The sequence below is a fragment of the Acinetobacter sp. 479375 genome (genome assembly GCF_000581715.1).
GTDB classification, from domain to species: domain Bacteria; phylum Pseudomonadota; class Gammaproteobacteria; order Pseudomonadales; family Moraxellaceae; genus Acinetobacter; species Acinetobacter ursingii.
The window spans coordinates 22,393-43,153 of the sequence record NZ_JEZN01000006.1; the positions used below are offsets into that span (position 1 = coordinate 22,393).

General features: G+C 39.3%; 23 protein-coding genes and 1 pseudogene. 14 read left to right on the forward strand and 10 right to left on the reverse strand.

What is annotated here, in order from left to right; translation table 11 throughout:
* Positions 1-28: 28 nt before the first annotated feature.
* Both J500_RS06810 and J500_RS06815 read right to left on the reverse strand, forming a co-directional pair.
* Positions 29-358, reverse strand: a pseudogene (locus J500_RS06810) (DMT family transporter); the annotation flags it as partial.
* 160 nt (positions 359-518) lie between these two features.
* On the reverse strand, positions 519-749 hold the full coding sequence (locus J500_RS06815) for a hypothetical protein (RefSeq protein ID WP_004995259.1): 231 nt from the start codon (positions 747-749) through the stop codon (positions 519-521).
* 266 nt (positions 750-1,015) lie between these two features.
* Between J500_RS06815 and J500_RS06820 the strand changes: the two genes are divergently transcribed.
* Positions 1,016-1,372 (forward strand): ASCH domain-containing protein, encoded by a 357-nt coding sequence (locus J500_RS06820; RefSeq protein ID WP_004995257.1) that lies wholly within the window; start codon positions 1,016-1,018, stop codon positions 1,370-1,372.
* Between the two features lie 207 nt (positions 1,373-1,579).
* Here the strand turns inward: J500_RS06820 and J500_RS06825 are convergent, their stop codons facing one another.
* Positions 1,580-2,278: a DsbA family oxidoreductase gene (locus J500_RS06825; protein WP_004995254.1), complete on the reverse strand. Its 699-nt coding sequence runs from the start codon at positions 2,276-2,278 to the stop codon at positions 1,580-1,582.
* 186 nt (positions 2,279-2,464) lie between these two features.
* Here J500_RS06825 and J500_RS06830 point away from each other — a divergent pair, with 186 nt between their 5' ends.
* Positions 2,465-3,241: a hypothetical protein gene (locus tag J500_RS06830; RefSeq protein ID WP_004995252.1), complete on the forward strand. Its 777-nt coding sequence runs from the start codon at positions 2,465-2,467 to the stop codon at positions 3,239-3,241.
* A gap of 67 nt (positions 3,242-3,308) precedes the next feature.
* Here the strand turns inward: J500_RS06830 and bfr are convergent, their stop codons facing one another.
* The 6 genes from bfr to gmk form a co-directional block, all read right to left on the reverse strand.
* The gene (bfr, locus tag J500_RS06835) at positions 3,309-3,773 is read right to left on the reverse strand and encodes a heteropolymeric bacterioferritin subunit Bfr (RefSeq protein ID WP_004995250.1); all 465 of its coding nucleotides are present in this window, start codon (positions 3,771-3,773) and stop codon (positions 3,309-3,311) included.
* Between the two features lie 250 nt (positions 3,774-4,023).
* Complete coding sequence (locus tag J500_RS06840; protein ID WP_010588682.1) at positions 4,024-4,218, reverse strand: bacterioferritin-associated ferredoxin; 195 nt, start codon at positions 4,216-4,218, stop codon at positions 4,024-4,026.
* A 220-nt stretch (positions 4,219-4,438) separates the two neighbouring features.
* On the reverse strand, positions 4,439-4,822 hold the full coding sequence (locus tag J500_RS06845; protein WP_004985108.1) for a RidA family protein: 384 nt from the start codon (positions 4,820-4,822) through the stop codon (positions 4,439-4,441).
* Between the two features lie 111 nt (positions 4,823-4,933).
* Entirely contained in the window at positions 4,934-7,045 is a 2,112-nt protein-coding gene (locus tag J500_RS06850) for a RelA/SpoT family protein (RefSeq protein WP_004995248.1), read from the reverse strand.
* A gap of 388 nt (positions 7,046-7,433) precedes the next feature.
* Positions 7,434-7,715, reverse strand: a complete 282-nt coding sequence (gene rpoZ / locus J500_RS06855; protein ID WP_004985115.1) for a DNA-directed RNA polymerase subunit omega — start codon at positions 7,713-7,715, stop codon at positions 7,434-7,436.
* A 67-nt stretch (positions 7,716-7,782) separates the two neighbouring features.
* The gene (gene gmk, locus J500_RS06860; RefSeq protein ID WP_034698872.1) at positions 7,783-8,406 is read right to left on the reverse strand and encodes a guanylate kinase; all 624 of its coding nucleotides are present in this window, start codon (positions 8,404-8,406) and stop codon (positions 7,783-7,785) included.
* Positions 8,407-8,549: 143 nt separating this feature from the next.
* Between gmk and ispH the strand changes: the two genes are divergently transcribed.
* The 12 genes from ispH to rplS all read left to right on the forward strand — a co-directional run bounded on the left by ispH (position 8,550) and on the right by rplS (position 19,713).
* A complete protein-coding gene (gene ispH / locus J500_RS06865; RefSeq protein ID WP_004995246.1) occupies positions 8,550-9,500 on the forward strand; it encodes a 4-hydroxy-3-methylbut-2-enyl diphosphate reductase in 951 nt (316 codons plus the stop codon).
* A 144-nt stretch (positions 9,501-9,644) separates the two neighbouring features.
* Entirely contained in the window at positions 9,645-10,178 is a 534-nt protein-coding gene (locus J500_RS06870; protein ID WP_004995245.1) for a prepilin-type N-terminal cleavage/methylation domain-containing protein, read from the forward strand.
* Between the two features lie 2 nt (positions 10,179-10,180).
* Positions 10,181-10,696 (forward strand): type IV pilus modification protein PilV, encoded by a 516-nt coding sequence (pilV, locus tag J500_RS06875; RefSeq protein WP_004995244.1) that lies wholly within the window; start codon positions 10,181-10,183, stop codon positions 10,694-10,696.
* Complete coding sequence (locus J500_RS06880; protein ID WP_004995242.1) at positions 10,696-11,670, forward strand: PilW family protein; 975 nt, start codon at positions 10,696-10,698, stop codon at positions 11,668-11,670. Before pilV ends, J500_RS06880 begins: the two co-directional genes overlap by 1 nt.
* Positions 11,671-11,680: 10 nt before the next feature.
* Positions 11,681-12,436: a pilus assembly PilX family protein gene (locus J500_RS06885; protein ID WP_004985133.1), complete on the forward strand. Its 756-nt coding sequence runs from the start codon at positions 11,681-11,683 to the stop codon at positions 12,434-12,436.
* A gap of 15 nt (positions 12,437-12,451) precedes the next feature.
* Entirely contained in the window at positions 12,452-16,390 is a 3,939-nt protein-coding gene (locus J500_RS06890; protein ID WP_004995239.1) for a hypothetical protein, read from the forward strand.
* Between the two features lies 1 nt (position 16,391).
* Positions 16,392-17,000, forward strand: a complete 609-nt coding sequence (locus J500_RS06895; protein WP_004995237.1) for a type IV pilin protein — start codon at positions 16,392-16,394, stop codon at positions 16,998-17,000.
* The gene (locus tag J500_RS06900; RefSeq protein ID WP_004995236.1) at positions 16,994-17,428 is read left to right on the forward strand and encodes a type IV pilin protein; all 435 of its coding nucleotides are present in this window, start codon (positions 16,994-16,996) and stop codon (positions 17,426-17,428) included. Before J500_RS06895 ends, J500_RS06900 begins: the two co-directional genes overlap by 7 nt.
* A 148-nt stretch (positions 17,429-17,576) precedes the next feature.
* On the forward strand, positions 17,577-17,834 hold the full coding sequence (gene rpsP / locus J500_RS06905; protein ID WP_004923845.1) for a 30S ribosomal protein S16: 258 nt from the start codon (positions 17,577-17,579) through the stop codon (positions 17,832-17,834).
* 14 nt (positions 17,835-17,848) lie between these two features.
* The gene (gene rimM, locus J500_RS06910; RefSeq protein WP_004995234.1) at positions 17,849-18,397 is read left to right on the forward strand and encodes a ribosome maturation factor RimM; all 549 of its coding nucleotides are present in this window, start codon (positions 17,849-17,851) and stop codon (positions 18,395-18,397) included.
* 53 nt (positions 18,398-18,450) lie between these two features.
* Positions 18,451-19,194, forward strand: coding sequence for a tRNA (guanosine(37)-N1)-methyltransferase TrmD (gene trmD / locus J500_RS06915; RefSeq protein ID WP_004995231.1), 744 nt, complete (start codon positions 18,451-18,453; stop codon positions 19,192-19,194).
* A 147-nt stretch (positions 19,195-19,341) separates the two neighbouring features.
* Positions 19,342-19,713, forward strand: a complete 372-nt coding sequence (rplS, locus tag J500_RS06920; protein WP_004985149.1) for a 50S ribosomal protein L19 — start codon at positions 19,342-19,344, stop codon at positions 19,711-19,713.
* Between the two features lie 68 nt (positions 19,714-19,781).
* Here rplS and J500_RS06925 read toward each other — a convergent pair whose 3' ends face one another.
* Positions 19,782-20,750: an esterase/lipase family protein gene (locus J500_RS06925; RefSeq protein ID WP_004995227.1), complete on the reverse strand. Its 969-nt coding sequence runs from the start codon at positions 20,748-20,750 to the stop codon at positions 19,782-19,784.
* Positions 20,751-20,761: the final 11 nt, after the last annotated feature.

The following is a 20,761-nucleotide window of genomic DNA, read 5'->3' on the forward strand; positions in this document are numbered from 1 at the left end:
ATAATTTGAAGTTTATACAAATATCGTAATGATTAATGGATTTTGAAAATAAATTGATGATGATTACCCCTGCAATAATCAAGAACATACCCAATAACGCTGGGAAGTCCAATTTTTGTTTGAGTACAATAACGTTGATGGCCGCTACCAGTACAATTCCTGTACCTGCCCAAATAGCATAGCTGATGCCTACAGCTAAGGTCTTAACGACAATACTTAATAAATAGAATGCACAGATATAGCAAATCACCATAATTAAGGTATAAAGTGCATGGGTAAAGCCTTTGGTATGTGGCAACAAAGATGTTGCAATGACCTCAAATATAATCGCAAGGCCAAGCGCTAGATACGCTTTAATCATGGATTACACCATTTGGAATCAATAAAGCGCAATTGCCAAAATTTTAATTGAACCAAAAAAAATTATATCGACCAAATAAAAACTCTCCACAAAGGGAGAGTCTTCAAGATATTAAGATAAGAATAAGTGATTAAAGTGATTCAAATCCTTTTTTTATTTAGGCTGAAGCATGAGTATGTTGGCAGCGACGAGAATAAATCTTACCAGCTATACCTCCAATCAACGCACCACTAAAGGTTCCAAAAACAGGAAGAATGCTGCCTGCTACCGCACCTATTACCACACCTTTTACAGTTGGAGAGAAACGTGATTTTTTTGCTGATTCCTGCTCATTTGCTGTTGAAGTGTTGGCTGTATCTAATATATTAGGATTTTGATCAGTTGCCATTTTCATTTCCTCTTATTTAGGTTGAGATATCCATGACCTGAATTGAGTCGAACGAGTCATTGAATTTATCTAAACACAAGATTCAGCCTGAATTTGTGGCAGAGCTGTTAATAAGAAATCAAGTTTAGTAACAACCTTGACAGTTTCGTTGCAAGCCACATACTTTGGGTGAAAGAACTTTTCCATAAAGTGTCTAAAGCAATTTTTTGTATTTCATCCATTCGTGAAACTTTTACAATACTCAAAAATAAATCCAGAGGAATACTGTGAAAAAATTAAAAGCACTCTCTATCGTAGCGCCCGCTTGTGAGCGAATTATCTCAGGACAGAAAAAACTGGAAATTCGTTCATGGCGACCCGAACATTTGCCGTTATGTGATTTAGTGATTGTACAAAATACGCAATTTCTGCATAAAGACGGTGATGAACAAATCGGGACAGCGATGGCAATCATTGATATTGTTGCTGCACATGCATGGCGTAAAGATGAAATTGAAATGGCCTGTGCAAACTATTGGACAGAAGGATATTGGGCTTGGGAAATTACCAATGTGCGTCCGCTTGTACCTGGCATTCAGTGCATGGCCAAACGTAGGATTTATGAGATTGATCTTGCTATATGAAAAAGGCTATAAAAAATCCCCCTGAATGAGGGGGATAAACTCAATGCTGTTCATCCATTGATTGGGTTGGATGAACATGACGAGAAATTAAAATTACAGCGCAGTTGATGCATCTGATTTTAAAAGTTCTCAATCAGTGAACCTAGTCTATTTATGCAACGCAGCATTGCAAAATAAGCCTCGACGAACCCAGTTTAACACCGAGATTTATTTTTGCGGAATTTCGCAACTGTCATCATGACAACTTGCTGCTGTCGTAGCGGTGATGGATGATTGAGGCTGATCCTGCGCTTGCTGTAAAGCCTGTAGAAAAACCTCACGTGGCTGTGCGCCTGACAGAGCTAACTTTTGATCGAACACGAAAAAAGGTACGCCACTAATATTGAGCTGTTCATGCGCAATTTTTTCATCATGACGGACAAAATCAGCCAACTCATCGCTATCAAGTACAAACTCGACTTCGGCATGATCCAAGCCAATTCTGGAGGCAATTTCCTCTACAACTTCACGTTCACCAATAGCAAGACCTTCTGTCATATATGCATGGAAAAAGGCTTCCTCCGCTTGACTTCCTAAGCCCTTACTTTGTGCTAAATGGATGATACGATGTGCATTAAAACTATTACCAGATTTGGCTTGCTGCCATTGGAAATCGATTCCTTCACCGGCTGCCATTTCGGCAATATTACGTTCCATTTCTTGCATTTCTTCAAAACTACGACCATATTTAATCGCTAGACGCTCTGTATTTGACATATCATGTTTGGCGGGAGCATTCGGATCCAGCTCAAAACTATGCCAATGAATCTCTAACTCGATACCTGCCTGCTCTGCAACGTGCTCAAGACGTTTTTTACCAATATAACAAAAGGGACACACCACATCTGACCAGATATCTACGCGCATGATGGATACTCAATTTTAATTAATGACTTTATAATAGAGGCGAGTGGATCGCGTTTAAAGTACAAAAATTGCAATACAGCATTACATTTTGTGCAATTCAGTGATCTTTAAGAGCATGAAATTTGATATTCAATTCAGACATCACGATAAAACATAACAACAAGCAAATAAATCAAGGAGGTGTATATGTCAGTACGCCGTTTAACCATAGGCTTTGTGCTATTAATCCTACTGGTTGGCTGTGTCTTTTGGTTTTATAAAAATTCACAATACCAACGTGATGATGTGTATAACCGAGAAATGTTCGATGTGGTCATGGCTGAAAAAATGCAGCAGCTTTATGATCAGGCTCAAAACTGGGAACAGCCTATTCATCTGGATGTCCACGATAAACGGCTATATGGTGATTATAAAATCATGTCAGAGTTTTTGCTCAATTACTGGATGCAAAATGCCGAAGCGAGAAATCTGTATTTACGTGAGCTAAAAGCCGCCAAATGGGATCAGTTTCTGGATGTAGATCGACTTGATCAGGATCGTCAGCATAATTATGTGGAAACCACACAAATGCTGGCAGATGTAAAAATGATAGAAACGAATTATTTGCAGGATAATAGTGAATCTCAACAGCATTTTTTAAATCAGGCGCGCAGTTTATCCATTCATCCTGAGATGAAAGCGGCGTTATTGGTCAAAATTAACCAAAAACAAGATCAACGAAAAGAATATGCGTTGTTTAATCTGGAACAACAGATTTATAGCAAAGCAGAGCAAATGTTTGAGTTATTAAAAAATCATCGCTGGCAGAAACAAGACGGCAAGATCTCATTTTATGACGCTGCACAGGTTAAACAATTCAATCAGCTTTATCAGGATGTTTTGCGTATAAATGCAAAAATTGAAAAAATTAAAAGTCAAAATGCACAAACATTACAGCAGGATGTAGCTTCACCTCGCCAATAAATAAAGGCAGATCAACTGGATCTGCCTTTACTCGGATTTTTTGAGAAAACAAATGATTAAATCAGAATTAAACCTGACTTTGGATATAGTTCTCAATACCAACATCATCAATCAAGTCAATTTGCGTTTCTGTCCAGTCCCAATATTCTTCTTCTTTTTCCAGAATTTCACGAACTAAATCACGAGAGACGTAATCCTGAGCTAATTCACAGACTTCAATGGTTTTCTTTTCGACTTCAATGTTCTCTTTGACTTTACGTACATCACACTTTAAAACTTCTGCGGTATGTTGACCGATATAAAGTTTGCCCAGATGTTGCAAGTTTGGTAAACCTTCTAAAAATAAAATACGCTCAATAATTTTATCGGCATGTTTCATCTGACGAATTGATTCTTTATATTCACTTGAACCCAGTTTTTCGATTCCCCAGTCATTACACATGCGAGAGTGTAAAAAATACTGATTAATCGCAGTGAGATGATGATAAAGCACTTGATTCAGTTGATTGATGACTTCACGATTACCTTTCATTGCGCGGACTCCCAAAACAAATTTTGCCCCGACTAAGGTTCAAGGCCATCTTTTTCAGATCAGTTTAATCAAGATTTGAGCTTCAAGCGAGTAATTTATGGAACAGCAAATGAAAATCGCAATCAAAAACAACTAAATATAAAATATAGATAAAATAAAACCCGCTTAGAGTCACAAGCGGGGAGGAGAGTATGATCTGGGGATCATGATAATATTGTTATAATTATGTTCAAAATAAATTTATCGCCATCTAGGCTGCAACTGAAATACGCGCAGCAATTTCAGCCAATTCATCGCTAATAATCGTACGAGCTTCTGGTGCGCAACGACCACAGCACGTGCCTAAATCTAGTAAATCACGAATTTCTCGATAGCTTTCAGCACCGTTTGCAACAGCATCTTTAATATCTTGATCGGTAATACCGCGACATAAACACACGTACATCAGACTTATTCGCATTGATAAATGGGATAACTGATATTATTGATAATTATTATCGTTTGTCAATGAAATTCATTTGAAAATACGATTTTTAATATTGTCATTTTGAATAAAAAGCTAAGAAACAAATGGAAAATCCGAGCATGGCTCGGACTTCTTGATCAAGCGATGTGCTCTATAGAATTAAAATGTTGAAAGTTGAAATCATCAGAAAACGCATAAGTTATTGATGAATAATGACAATCCCATCCATTTCAACCAAAGCACCTTTGGGTAAACTTGCGACACCCAACGCGGCGCGTGCAGGATAAGGCTGAGCAAAATACTCACCCATAATCTGATTGACGAGCTGAAAATGAGATAAATCAGTCATAAAAATATTAAGTTTCGCGATATCTGCTAGTGTTCCGCCTGCCGCTTCACAGACCGCTTTTAAATTATCAAATACGCGGCGAATTTGAGCCTCAATACCTTCAACAAGTTCCATACTATATGGGTCTAAACCAATTTGACCTGATAAATACAGCGTATTACCCACTAATATTGCCTGAGAATAAGTTCCAATCGCAGCAGGTGCATTTTCCGTATGGATCACTTGACGGGTCATTGATTTCTCCTAAATCTGATATTCTGACCATCATAATCCATGCGGCTGTTAGGCAAAAGACCGATTCATGAATTATCAGGAATTTATTCAGTCTTGTTTTTTCAAAAATGATTAGCTTGCCTGAGAGCTTTCCATAATAGCGGGTGGCAGTGCCAGACGGGAAATGCGAGGGAAGTTAAATTGCATACGCAGATCACGGATAATTTGTGCAATTTGTTTACGATTATTAACCACAATATTGACATAAGTACAATCAGTGGTTGGATACACTTGTTCGACCCCAATGTGCGATTTACGGCATAGATAAATCAATTCGGAGACTTGCTCGTCATCCATTGCCAGCTCTACGCATAAATAGGCATTAAAACTGACATCCTCCAGATCATCTGATTGCCACTGTAAAGGCATGATATTTTCTGGATGCAAATGTTGTTCATGCAATAAATTATGACATCGAGCGCGATGCACAATCAGACCACGTCGGGACAGATGACCCTGAATTGGGTCGCCTAAAACTGGATTACAGCAATGTGCATATTTAACATCAATCCCTTCAGTTCCCTGAATTAATCGATCCGATTCATGCGTTTCAGCTTGAGCTGTGTCCTGCTGTACATATAAATGATTGGCGACCAGTTGCGGCAAAAGATCACCCACTGCAATTTGTTCAAATAACGTATCTTTATTTTCAACATGACGCCATTGCAACACATCCATCCAGTCCGATTCAGATAAATCATTGATGGATCGATTAAACAGTTTTAATGCTCGATTTAAAGCTTGTTGTCCAACTAGGCGCTGTTCTTCTATATCCTGATCCCGCAAAATATTTTGCAGGGCTCGACGTGCTTTTTGCGTATTAATAAAACTGAGCCAATCTGGATTAGGTGTGGCTAACACATCAGTAATAACATCAACCACCTGACCACTGGTCAATGGCGTAGAAAGCGGACGAATTTCACCATCAACTTTAGCACCTACTGCATGGTTGCCCAAAAAGAGGCTGGCGGCATAGGCAAAATCTACCACCGTTGCGCCTTGAGGCAATTCATGCAAATGTCCATGTGGGGTATAGACCCAGATTTTTTCTTGATGAAGATAATCGAGTAAATCATTGAATGTGGTTTTAGCACAAGCATCGTCAATTAGGGTATTTAAATTCTGCATAGATGCCTGAATGGCTGAACGGCAGGCTTGCGGTGCATTTTCACCGAGTACCACCCCGAAACGCGCCGCTTTACGCATCAGTTCCGTCTGAATCGTTAAAGAAAGCGTGGTATTTTCACCTTTTAGTTTCATCAATAAAGATTGATTACCGCCTGGCAATGGGCGACGAATATGATCTTCATAATGCAACACTTCAAAGTTTTCACGGAGTGCTTCAACCAAACGGTCACAGTCCGCAATACTCTGTAAGATGATCTCAAAAGCATGGCTGTGCGTAAGTTCGTGCAAATCAATTTCATTTTTGACAAAGTGGCGCAGTAATTCAATATTATTATTTTTCTTTTTAATTCGACCATTAATTTGATAAGCAAGGAGTAAATCTGCTAAATGCTTTTCCCATTGGGACTGATATTCACAGCGTTTAGGTTTGCTTTCGAGTAAAGCGGTCTGAACATTATTGTACATATCCAGATCAAGATTTTGATAACACAATAGTTCAAGGTTATCCGCCATTTCATTCATGCCAACAATACGTGCCATCGGAACGAAAATATCCAGCGTTTCCTGCGCAATGCGAGCGCGTTTATCTGGACGCAAGGCATCTAGCGTGGTCATATTATGGTAGCGATCTGCTAATTTAATAATAATGACACGTGGGTCTTGCAAGGTCGCTTGTAAAATTTTACGGAAAGAAGCCGCTTTATTAAATTGCTTATCACTGGAATGGGTCAGTTTAGTTACACCATCCACCAAATCTGAAACAGTCCGTCCAAAACGCTCTGCCACATCATCTTTGGTATATTCTGTATCCTCGATGACATCGTGCAATAACGCGGCCATCAAAGTTTCTGCATCCAGACGCATATGCGCCAAAATACAACACACCGCGATAGGATGCAGCACATAAGGCTCACCACTTTTACGGGTGATTCCTGAGTGTGCCAGATCGGCAAAATCACAGGCAGCAAGCACACGCTCGACATCCTCAGCTTTTAAATAGGCATCGATAATAAGTTTGAGCTGTTGCTTGGCTTGGCTGACCTCTTCGCCTGGCATAGAGCACCTTTATTTACAGTGAATAATGAGAATCTATCTATCTCTTAATGAAATGCATATCGCAAATTTTGTCAATTCGTTCACACAAATATTCGCGGGTAAATTTCAATTGGGGAGATCGGCAGAATCAATCGAATCTTACAGTTGTATCAAATCTTTTATGTAGATGCATCATTTTTGAGAGGCGAGATGCATTTTTTTCACCAATTTTAGGATGCAAGTGTTTTATTTTTGAGCAAAAGGGATGGGTTGAATAAAAGAATAAAGAAAAAATGATGACAAATAGATGAATCCGAAAAAATAAATTGTAAGGTTGAATGGCAAATCTTTAAATTTTTTTCGGCATAAAAAAGAGTGCAATAATGCACCCTTTTTTATATTGAAACGCTTATTGGAAAGAAAAACCTTCCAAATTTAAGCTGTTTGCAGACAAAGCTAAATCAAGGCTAGACGTTTGATAGTCTTGATCGCGTTGTTTTAAAATATCTTTGGTCACGTGACCTGCTGCAATTTCACGTAATGCAACGACAGTGGGTTTGTCATTATCCCATTCTACAGTAGGTTCAATGCCCTGACGAGCAAGCTGACGCGCGCGTTTGCTTGCCACTAGTACAAGCTCAAAGCGGTTGTCTACATGGTCTAAACAATCTTCAACGGTTACGCGTGCCATATAAGTTCTCGGGTGATGAATACAACTAGACTGCAAAGTATAAAATGTATTGAGCGCAGACTCAAGTCTATTCGCTATTTGGGGTGATGAGTTGTTCGATCAACGACTGATGACGATAGACCTGTTGGGCAAGTGTCAAACGGTTCGCAGTAATAATCGACTCTAAATCATGTAAAGCTTTATTAAAGTCATCATTGATAATGACATAATCAAAATTGACATATTGTTGCATGTCTTCAACGGCGCAGCCTAAACGATGCTCAATGACTTCAACTGAATCTGTGCCACGGTTAGATAAACGTTGACGTAAATCAAATTGGCTTGGGGGAAGAATAAAAATTTGTCGGGAATCAGGAAAAAGTCGACGAACTTGTTGTGCACCCTGCCAGTCAATTTCAAGTAAAACATCATGACCTTTGGCAAGTTGCTGTTCTACAGTGGCTTTCGAAGGGCCATAAAAGTTACCAAAAAACCCAGCATATTCAATAAAACCGTTCTGTTCGACATGGCTTAGAAAAGCATCTTTTGTGGTAAAATGATAATGTACACCGTCGAGTTCGCCTGATCGCTGTCCACGGGTGGTATGTGAAACAGAGACGTGTAAATTGGTTACACGTTCCAGTAGGGCTTTGACTAAAGATGTTTTGCCCGTTCCTGAAGCAGCAGAAACGACAAACAATAAACCCGACATGATATTTTTCCTGATATGATAAAATATCTTCGCTATTGTAGTGTACCGAAGGCTTAAACTAAAGAGTTGTAGGGAAAGTTTAGGCGCTTATCTTTCTTAAAAATTTAAAATATCGTCTATTTTATTCATCTGTTGAGGATCATATGCAAATCGTATTGGCAAATCCACGAGGTTTTTGTGCTGGTGTAGACCGTGCGATTGCGATCGTCAATCGCGCTCTGGAATGTTTCAGCCCCCCGATTTATGTGCGCCACGAAGTGGTTCATAATAAATTTGTGGTGGATGACTTACGTCAGCGTGGTGCAATTTTTGTCGATGAGCTGGATCAGGTTCCAGATGATTCGATTGTGATTTTTAGCGCGCATGGCGTTTCTAAAGCGGTTCAGCTTGAAGCAGAACAACGCGGTTTAAAAGTTTTTGATGCGACCTGTCCATTGGTGACCAAAGTTCATATTGAAGTGACCAAGTATGCTCGTGAAGGAACGGAAGCGATTTTGATTGGTCATGAAGGTCATCCAGAAGTCGAAGGCACCATGGGACAATACGATAAAAAAAGTGGCGGAGATATTTATCTGGTTGAAGATGAACAGGATGTTGCTGAGCTAGCGGTGAGACATCCTGAGAAGTTGGCTTTCGTAACTCAAACCACTTTATCTATTGATGATACGGCTAAAGTCATTGATGCTTTGCGTTCACGCTTCCCTCATATTCAGGGACCACGTAAAGATGACATTTGTTATGCTACGCAAAACCGTCAGGACGCGGTGCGTGATTTAGCTGCGCAGTGTGATGTTGTGCTTGTGGTCGGTTCTCCAAATTCGTCCAATTCCAATCGACTTCGTGAACTGGCAGAGCGTATGGGGAAATCGGCATATTTAGTCGATAATGCTGATCAGCTTGAACAGGCTTGGTTTAAAAAGACGGATAAAATTGGCGTTACGGCAGGGGCTTCTGCGCCTGAAATTTTAATTAAACAAGTGATCCAGCGGTTACAGGATTGGGGTGCAGATGCCCCCAAAGAGTTAGATGGGCGTGAGGAAAATATTACCTTTAGTTTGCCAAAAGAGTTAAGAATACAAGTCACACAGGCTTAATTTTAAAAAGAAAGAATTTTAAAAAACGGATGAGTGCTACTCATCCGTTTTTTTATGCCCTTAATCTTGATTGTATTGGTTCTGTAAAAAAAAACGTTAATCTAAAATAATAAAGAAGGCGGTCATAATAAATAGGGGTAAACAATGCGTAGAAGTTTAGGATTTACGCTGATTGAGTTAATGGTCACTATTGCTGTGTTGGCGGTGATTGCCACGATAGCTGCGCCTTCTTTTGGAAATTTGGTGGCAGAAAAGAAATTGGATAGAGATGCTCGTGATTTAGCCTTGACACTAAGTGATGCTAGAGGGCAGGCTGCGGCTTTACGGAAACAAATAACAATAAAATTTAAAGCTGGAACTAATACCTCTACTACGTACTACTGGATACCACAATCAGAAAATAATGCTATGGATGAATCAGATCAGGATGTTTCTTTTTCTGATGTGACCTACACACCTGTTGGAGTGCCTTCTCAAAGAGAAGTGGATAAACCTAATCCTACATATGATAAAACAAAAGAGACTGATCTAAATACAAAGCCACCTACTAACCCGCCAACGATAAAAGTCATAGTTCCTTTAAAATTTAAACTTTGTAATTCAAAAATTAAGCAAAGTCGAATGATCAATGTTTCTTTAAATGGCACGATTCAACAAATAGAAAAAGGAACATGCTGAAAATGAATAAAAACTATCAAAATGGTGTGGGTCTAATGGAGGTTTTAGTTGCGCTTCAACTTCTGGCTATTGGAGTGCTAGGGTTTTCTGTTTTGCAAGTGAGAGCTATAGATGCATCGCAAGAAGCTTCTGATCGTTCCGTTGCTATGAATCTTGCTCGAGATTTGTCTGAACGAATTCGTATTAATAAAACTGCTTTAACAAAGTATAAAGAGTATATCAATGCTAAAACAGTAGATACGAGTTGCATTGGTTCGGCGACAAGTTATTTTCCAAAGTGTAATCCAGAAACAATGGTAAAATTTGATGTGGGAGAAATTCTTACAAAAGCTGATAGTTTGGGACAATCGATAAAAATATATAACTGCGTAGGAAGTAATTTAAATTGTATTTATGTGGCTTGGGGGAGAACAAATACAACGGCAAATAATATTAATACTGATGCAAGTAAATGTATTGATTCTTCCACAGGAACATATTTAGTGGGTTCTCAATGCCTTGTTATGGAGGCATTCTAATGAAATATAATTTAAATTATATCACGGAAAGAGGTGTTACCTTATTAGAGCTTATGGTTGCTTTGGCATTAGGTCTGATTATTAGTGCGGCGGCTATACAATTATTTCTAATCAGTCAACGTAGTATAACGACGCAGCAGGCTCTGTCGAATATGCAAAGTGATTCTATATTTGGATTGGAAGCATTAATTCGTGATATTCGATTAGCAAATTTAAATGCTGATCAGCCTTACATGGATGATTCTGTATTACATGGTGGAGTTGTATTAAATGGTAGAAATTACACATCTAAAAGACAGGCGACTCCTAAGGAAAATGAAGCAGATATTACTTTAACTAATGCATTATCTATTGGAGAACAAGGCTCATCTAATTTAAATGGTATAAAAAGCGACCAACTTGTTATTCAATATAAAAATATTTTGGATAGTCAATTCGACTGTGAAGGTAATAGTTTGAGTAAGGATGTTTTTGTCGTCGAGCGTTATTTTCTGCGCACAGATACTAATCGAAATGATCCTAATCAGGCTTTGTCATTAGCATGTAAATCTTTTGTTTATAGTGGTGATACGCCAACAAAAATAGATTTATCTGGAGATGGTCAGATTGTTATTCCTAGAGTTGACCATTTTAGTGTGATGCTACGTATCGCACAAGATGGTAGAAATGCAGCATGTAATGCTGATGATGCAACGCAAAAAGATGGAAATATGGACTGTTTTGGTGATATTAAAATCGAAGATTATAAAAAATTGACTGCAACAATAAAGCCACAAATTGTTGCAGTGAAAATAGGTCTGTTGATTCGTTCTACGAACACAGTGGGTGAAAACAAATTTTTCAATAAAGATCAACTGTATCAAATTTTACAGACTAGTGGGAAATTAATCGAAAATGACAAAAATAAACTCTATGTTCGAAATGTTGTAACACAGACCATCGCTATGCGTAATGGTTTTGGAATAGCGAAATAAGGGGCTTGTAATGAAAAATATCAAAGTATTCAAAAAAGCCCAAACTGGTGCTGTACTCATCGTTGTATTAGTTATGCTTATTTTGCTTACAATAGCAGGAACTTGGGCGATCCGTAGTGGATTAATTTCCCTCAATATAGCAACAAATTCTCAAGCACAATCATTGCTGATGCAAAATAGTGATTCTGTTTTTTTTACATTGGAAAATCAAACAAATGATGCTTTAAAGTTCGCCAATATGCGTATTGGAGATGGTATGTTGGCATATGTTATGCGACCAGAAAATAAGAACAAGGAGTTAGTGTTTTGTATTCGTGGAACTGTAGCAGATAATTTTGCAGGTAGTCGATATGGCAGTATTGTGTACTGGAATGGTACGAGTATTAGCAATAGTGACATGGGTAAAAATGGTTTTTGCAAAACAAGTAGATCGCTTGATTTTTTAAGTAAACGTGCTGCAGTTATGACTCAAGTCACTGTGAGAGCTGCGCCTAATGATAAAGACTGGGATCAACTTATTTCTGGTGAAGATAAAGAAACTTCAAAAGGGCAGGATATTCAAAAAGTAATTATTACAGCAACATCATTATTACCAAATTTAAGCACGAGTTTAGAATCTAAGATTAACTCTTGTCTAACAGATTATACGAGTTTTTATGATGATGTTGCGAAGCAGGATACTGTAACAGATTGTTTAGCAAAAAATAGTGTGCCATACAGTACGCAGGATATGGAATATACCTTGCGCTATATCAATGCATCTTAAAGTGGGGGAATGATGATGAAAAAATCAATCAATAAAAAAGCAAATAAAGATGTAAATGTGGAAATTGACAAGCAAGTGATTCATAAATTAAATATCGCTAGTGTATCGGCAACATTAACATCTTTAATATGTGCAGCAATAACCCCTACTTATGCATCTGATATTGAAATTTATAAGGTGCCTGAAGATTCTGTAGGTTCTACAACCTTAATGATGATGTTGGATCTTTCTGGAAGTATGGCTGACAATGATGCTGGACAGACTGGTAGTCGTATTTTACGGCTTCGCAATGGGATGAGGGATGTGCTGCAAGGAACACCAACTAATCTACCTGTTGCTGATAAAGTAGTGGTTGGTCTTGGTACTTTTGCAGCAGCAAAAGGACAAATTCGAATTGGTGCAAAAGCGTTAGATTTGCAAACGGGAACTGGTACACACCAAATACAGCGTTGGTATAGAATTGGGACACGCAGTTCAAGTTATAGATATGCGACATGTAGCGAAAATTATCCTGCTGGAGGATGTAAAACATGGGGAGCAATTAGCACAAATAATATAGATCCAGGAACAGGATCGGCAAGTGGGGACTATGGAACGAATAGTTGTTCTTTTGGTACTAATTGCACCATTTATTATGTAAACCAATCTCAAACAAAAACACATCGAGATGATTTGTTAGATGTGGTTAATGATTTATCTGCTAGTGGAAACACTCCTACCTCTTATGCATACGCTGAAGTGGCTGCATATTTGATGGGACAATCTGTGTTACGAAATGATTTGCAAGCTTATTTTGTCCGTTCAAATAATCAGTATAAAACTTGTACTGCATGGAGTGACACTATTTGTAATACATGGTCTTCTTGGGCAAATAATTTCACATATCCTCAAAATTATACTAAAGGCGATTCAGGTAGTGTATCTAATCAGTCAGGTAATTTTTATATTGGACCTAAACCCTCTTTATTAAATTATACAGGTTTTTTTGATGCAGATACTTCAATAAGGACGGAAAATTCTTATATAGCACCTACTTCTATTACTGATCAACTGACTAATGCGGATAAAAAAGAATGTAGTGGGCAAGGGATCTATTTTTTAACTGATGGTGAGCCAAACCCAGGTGGAGGGACGGCAACAGGCACAGATGGAAAAAGTGGTACAGCATATGAGCTGATGCGGACGGCGCTTGGGTCTTCAGGTAGTGCATTTACTTGTGCGGGTAGTCTTTTAGGTAATCGTACGGGTTACTTCAATTCATCAAATAATGGTTGGTCATGTATTGGAAATTTTGCGCAAGCTTTATTAGATACGACGAAAAATCCAATTGGATTGCAGATCAAAACGGTAGTAGTTGGTTTTGGGAATGATTTTAGTGGCAAGGGAAACCCTGATGTAGAGGATGCTAAAACTTGGGGGAATATAGGTGGTGGTGGTTGGGTACAGGGTTCTAGTTCAGTTGATATTGTTAATAGTATTAATAATTTTATTAAGGATATCACTAAAGACATTCCTTCTATGAGTACAGGGTCTTCTACTATTCCTATGGATGCTTTAAACCCTGAAGCCGTGCAGCCGTACTCTTATTTTCCACAATTTGAACCAAAAGTGAAGCCAGAGGATGTACAACAGTTATGGCTAGGTAACCTAAAAAAATATTACGTCTTAAATAATTCAGTGTATGCAAAAAATAAAGTAGATTTAGTTATCAAAGCGAGTAAAGTGCAGGATGTCACGGATCTTTGGAATGATGGCAGCATTACCTATACAGAAACAACGCCAGTTTATCAAAAAGGGGGGGCATTGAGTCAGTTGGTTTTGGGCACTAAAACAGGTACCAATAATGCAAAAGTTGCTGGAAGAACCTTGCTAACGAATTATGATTATGACGGCACAAAGACAGGAGCAAATCAGGTAACGAATAATCTTAATCTTGTTAAAGTGAATTACACCTATACGACTGATGCTAAAACAAAAACAGATACTACTTACGCACGTTCTTTAATGGCTTTACTTGGTTATAATATTACTAATGATGAAAATACGAATGGCTTGGATTTGACAAATCGTGTTGCAACCATTCGCCAAATGGGTAGTGTTTATCATTCAAATCCTGTGTTATTGACACAAGAAGGAAAGGTGGTGGCTAAGAAAAATGATGCAGGTCAGGTTTACATTGATTCAGAAAGTCGGGAAGACTATGCATTATTTGGTACAACACAGGGTCTAGTGAGCGTTGTTGATGCTAAAACAGGAGTAGAAAAATTTGCCTTTGTACCAAAAGAAATGATAGAGAAGCAATCTGAAACATTTAAGCTAAATGGCGGTAGTCTGGCTGGTGGTAAAAATGCGCTTTACTATGGGATGGATGGAGAATGGACTGCCCAGACTGTTTATGTTTCTAAGGATGATGGAACATTAACCGTTAAAGGAACGGTTCGAAATGTGGTAGGAAGTGCTACTGATAAAGAAAACCTTAAAGGGAAACAATGGGTGTATGGTGGTATGCGTATGGGCGGGCGTAGTTATTATGCGCTTGATCTTACGGACATGGATAATCCTAAAATTAAATTTCAGATAGATCCATCTGCTGGAATGATATATTCCCAAGACAGTCCAACAGGTAAAAGCTTTCCTGCGATCCAAAAAATGGGTCAAAGTTGGTCTAAACCTAAAATTGATTATGTAAACTGGAAAGGACAGCGCAAACTCGTTATGTTTGTTGGTGGTGGTTATGATGCTGGTGGCGATGATGGAGATGGATTAAAATCCAATGGTGTCCGTACTGGTTATGCGGGATATGAGTATTATAATTATAAGCAAGAAAACTCTACTTCCACCAATAAGAGGATTGGTGCTGGTGTTTATATGTTTGATGCAGATAATGGTGATTTGTTGTGGTATACCGACTCAACCAATGATGCAAATGTCAAAAATACCGATTTAAACTATAGTGTTGTTAGTCAAATTAAGACCGTAGATCGTAATAACGATGGTGTGGTCGATCATCTGTATTTTGGTGATTTGTCAGGACAAACTTTCCGTGTTGATTTTAAAAATGATGGTGCATCAACTTTTACAGCTCAAGTAAATAAAATTCTTGATATTCATAAAACTGATGGCACTAGCCCAAGGTTTTATTTACCACCCGTATTTACAGCACATCGTAGCGCTGGACAAGCGGAAGGTGGAAATATTGTTGTTGCAACTTTTATTTCGGGTAATAAAAGCTCGCCACTTCTTGGTACGCCTGATTCTCCAAGTACTACAGGTAAGCAAAATACTGTGGGCTTGCAGTATGATGCGGTCTATGCAATTTATGACTATGATATTTTCCCAAATGGTGCAAATTATCCTGTTGGGACTCAGGCTAGTCCATTGATTGCTACGAGGACACTGGCGGTTGCTAGCGACGTAGCCTCTACTTCTAAATTGAAATTGATTACGGCCACAACTAGTGCAAGTAATAATACTGGTGCGATAGTCAATAAAACATCTGGTTGGGGTGGCTGGTATTATAAATTGTCGACTAAGTTTAATGGTAATACTGAGAATGAAAGTGTGATTAAAGGATTATCTCCACTTATAGCTATGGGTGGAGCATTGTATGTCACAATGTTTGATTCAGCGGATAATGGAACCTCTTCAAGTTGTGGTGCGGGAGTAAAAGGAAATAGTTATACGAAAAGAATGTGTTTACCAACAGGTGTATGTTCATTAGATGCAGATTATACCTATAACCTAGGATCTGGGATTGTAGCACCGCAGGTCGGTGGTGGCGGTGACGGTGGTCCTAATTGTACAGGAGATACTTGTAGAACACTTATTATTCCAGATCCAAGTAGTACAAAATGTGTAGGTACAGCGTGTGGAACTACAAACTTTTTTGCTACTGGTGGCACTATGCGTTTTGTGCCAAATCGTTGGTATGAGCGTTATGCGAAGGTTCAGTAGTATGAGAAAAATGCCAATAATTACTATTGTACTAAGGGGTAAATCCTATCAGTATGGGTTTAGCCTTATAGAACTTATGGTGGTGATTGCTATTGTTGCAATTTTTGCAGCAATAGCAATCCCAAGTTATCAAATGTACGTCCGAAAAGCAGATGTTGCGAGTGCTCAACAAGAAATGCAAAGAATTGCTGAGCAACTATCAAGACATAAGGCTCGTAATTTTAGCTATAAAGGTTTTGATGGAAGTTATTTATACAAGGATAATGCTGGGACGTTAAACCCAAACTTTGACGCAAATAAACAAGAGTTAAAGATACCGATTGATAGTAGTACATCAAAATATACATTAACGATCATGGGATCTTCTACTGATGAAAAAGGCGATACAGATCCTAGTAACGATGTAATTACACAAACATTATTAACAAACACAGGCTTAACAAACCTTGGCCAGTCATGGTCAATAAAAGCTGAGAGTAATACTGTTACAAATCCCTCAAATTATGATTTATTAATTACAAGTACAGGTATTCGCTGTATGAATAAGAATAAAGCAAAAGTAACTTACCAGACTTGTGGAACTAAGGATGATGGGAGTGAACAATGGTAAATAAAGGATTTACCCTAATAGAGGTCATGATAGTTGTAGTTATTATTGCAATATTAGCTGCAATAGCTTATCCCTCTTATACTCAGTATAGAGTCCGTACGAATCGATCAGATGTGCAGAAAGAGTTATTGAATATCGCGCAACAAATGTCTGCTTATAAAGTTGCTACAGGCACTTATGCCGGAACAAATGTAAATACTATATACGGTTCAACTGCTTACCCTCAAGGATCGGCAGCAATTTACGATTTGACATTTGACCCAGTAACTACTACTGCGTCTGAATGGGTACTTATTGCCAAACCTAAAAGTGCAACAATCCAAGCTGGGAATGGCTGGATTTGTCTCAATGATCAAGGTCAAAAATATTGGGCTAAAGGTGCAACGGCTTGTGCTCTTTCTGCCACCTCCAACTGGGACGGACGATAAACCACAAATTCAAACCTGCGGATAACTCAAAAAAGCATCTTTTCTTTAGGTCAAAAATCACGTAGAATATCGCCCTCTATGAAAGGGGTTTGAAGCGTGATCGGTGGTCGGTTACAGGATAATCCGTAAGAATTATAAGGCTTTTATCATGGTTGTTATTCGTTTAGCGCGCGGTGGTGCAAAAAAACGTCCATTCTATCAAATCGTTGTGACTGATAGCCGCAATGCACGTGATGGTCGTTTCATCGAACGTATTGGTTTCTTTAACCCAACTGCTCAAGGTCAAGCGGAAAAACTTCGTTTAGATGCAGACCGTTTTGCTCACTGGGTTTCTCAAGGTGCTCAACCGTCTGAACGTGTTGCTTCTTTAGCTGCTCAAGCTAAAAAAGCGGCAACTGCTGCTTAAGTAGTAGGTAATCCATGACACCAGCACTGAATGTTCCCGAAGATCGTATTCAGATTGGACAGTTACGTTCAGCCTATGGTTTAAATGGGTGGCTCTGGGTGTATTCCAATACAGAACCCATGAGCAATATGTTTGACTATCTGCCTTGGTACATCGAGACCAAAGCAGGTTGGCAAACGATAGATGTAAAGCGTTGGAAACCGCATGGCAAAGGTCTGGTGGTGAGCTTAAAAGGTGTGAGTGATCGCACTACTGCTGACAGTCTGATCGGCGCTAATATCTGGATTGCCAAATCACAATTGCCAAAAGCAGATGTAGATGAGTATTACTGGTCTGATCTCAAAGGTCTTACGGTGTTAGGACTGAATGATGATGAGCAGGAAGTCAATCTCGGACAGATTCATGAGCTTTTTGAAACAGGTGCCAATGATGTCATGGTGGTTCGCGCCACGGCTGACAGTATTGATGCTGAAGAGCGTATGATTCCATGGCATAAAGATGTGGTACAACGTGTGGATCTTGAAGCAAATCGTATTTACGTCAATTGGGGCGTAGATTACTAAATTGCACATAAGTGGTTTAGTGCGAACGCAGTAGGAAAATAGAGGAGTCTGCGATGTTTTTTGCAGTCATTACACTGTTTCCTGAAATGTTCGAAGCGATTACTGCCTACGGGATTAGTGGTCGTGCTTCCAAGCGTGACATGGTACAGGTAACTTGTATCAATCCACGTGATTTTGCACAGGGTAACTACAAACGAGTGGATGAACGTCCATTTGGTGGTGGCCCAGGTATGGTGATGATGGCTGAGCCTTTGGCGCAAGCGATTGACCATGCCAAACAGCTTGCGAGCCAAGCAGGATGTGTTCACGTCCCTGTGGTATATATGTCGCCACAAGGTCAAACCTTAAATGAACCCGCAGTACAACAGTTCATTGAATATGATGGCTTAATTGTACTTTGTGGTCGTTATGAAGGTGTCGATGAGCGTTTAATCCAGCGTTATATTGATCAGGAATGGTCAATTGGGGATTACGTTTTGTCGGGTGGTGAACTGCCCGCGATGGTGCTTTTGGATAGTATTATTCGGCGTCTGCCCGATGTGATGTCCGATGAGCAATCGCATATACAGGATTCGTTTGTGGATGGTCTACTCGACTGCCCACAATATACCAAGCCTGACCATTTTGAAGGGTTGGATGTGCCTGAGGTACTTAAATCAGGACATCATGCCAATATTGAAAAATGGCGTTTTTTGCAGCGTTATCAACGTACACTTGAACGTCGACCTGAGTTGGTTGAACAAGTGATATTGACCAAGCAGCAAAAAAAATGGCTCAACGATTTAGATGAATCATGAAGATGAAACATCTTTTATAGGCTCTTTATTTTTATACGTTCAGTATGAATGATAAAGGGAAAGTTAAACGGGTTGATATGCGCTTTAGCCTCTGTCCCCAGCGGTGTAAGAGACCTCTTCTCTCCCGCACATATTGGAGATTCCACAATGAGTGGTAAACATCCTTTAGTTCAAGCAATTGAAAATTCACAGTTAAAATCAGACATTCCTGCTTTTGCTCCAGGTGACACAGTCATCGTTCAAGTTAAAGTAAAAGAGGGTGATCGTGAGCGTCTTCAAGCATTTGAAGGTGTTGTGATTGCGAAGAAAAACCGTGGCCTAAACTCTGCGTTCACTGTTCGTAAAATTTCTAGCGGTGTTGGTGTTGAGCGTGTTTTCCAAACTCACTCACCAGTTGTTGCTAAAATTGAAGTGAAACGTCGTGGTGATGTTCGCCGTGCGAAACTTTACTATCTTCGTGAATTGTCTGGTAAAGCTGCACGTATTCGTGAAAAATTGCCAGCACGTAAACAAGGTTAATTTTAACCTCGTTTTCAAGCAAAAAAATGCGCCGATAAGGCGCATTTTTTTATGACTGTTAGAATAAATTATAGATTCTGACCTTTCAAGCGGTTGGCATGCTGTCTAAAGACTGCCACTGGATCTTGGGCAAAAAGATTGCGTAGGCCCAGCACCTGATTGACCTCATCTAGATGATTCCATACATAATCATCACGAATTACAGTGCCTAAGTGACTGCTACAGGCAGGTACTAGTCCATCATTGTTTTTACCACTCAATATGCTGGTTAAGGTTAATCCATAATCGATAGGATCTAATGGATTGGTCAATACTGATGCACCACTCCATGAGTAGTAACGTATACCATTGACCGAGGCATCACCTTGACCGCATGCAGTATAGGGTACCCCTGCTGGAAACATTGCATTAAACTTGCCTGCCCCTTCAGTTGATAAACTATAAGCCGCACCGAGTGAGTTCATTGGATACTTGCGTGGATCATCTAGTTGTCCAAGAGTAATGAAGTTCGATGCAACGTTAAAAATTGTTGCAATTGGTGTTTCTAATGGCGTTCCAGCAAGTGTTTTATAGATGGTGTCAGCCAGTGGTGCACCTTTGGCTGGGCCACCGATAGTTGAGACTGAAGCGATATTTGCTGGAAGAACACCCGCAACATAACGCACAGATTGAGAGCCGTGACTATGGCCAATCAGATTGACTTTCTGTGCTCCCGTGATCGCCAGAATGTCCTGAACCTCGGCAAGGAGTTGCTCACCTCTAAATTCAGATGTGTTGGCAGCAGATTGACGACTGATCCAGACATTAGCTCCGTTTCTGGCCAGATCTTGAGGAATCTGATACCAGTAGTCTAGCCCAAAGGCCTCGGAACCCAATTTGTTAAAACCAAATAGTCCGTGCGCCAGTACAATCGGATATTTGGTTTTTGCATAATCTGAGATGACAAATGATGCAGACGTATTCTGTATGGCATTACTTGCAAATATAGGCTGTGTCAGAACCAATAACAAAGTCGTGAATAATAATTTGAATTTCATTTTATTTCCCT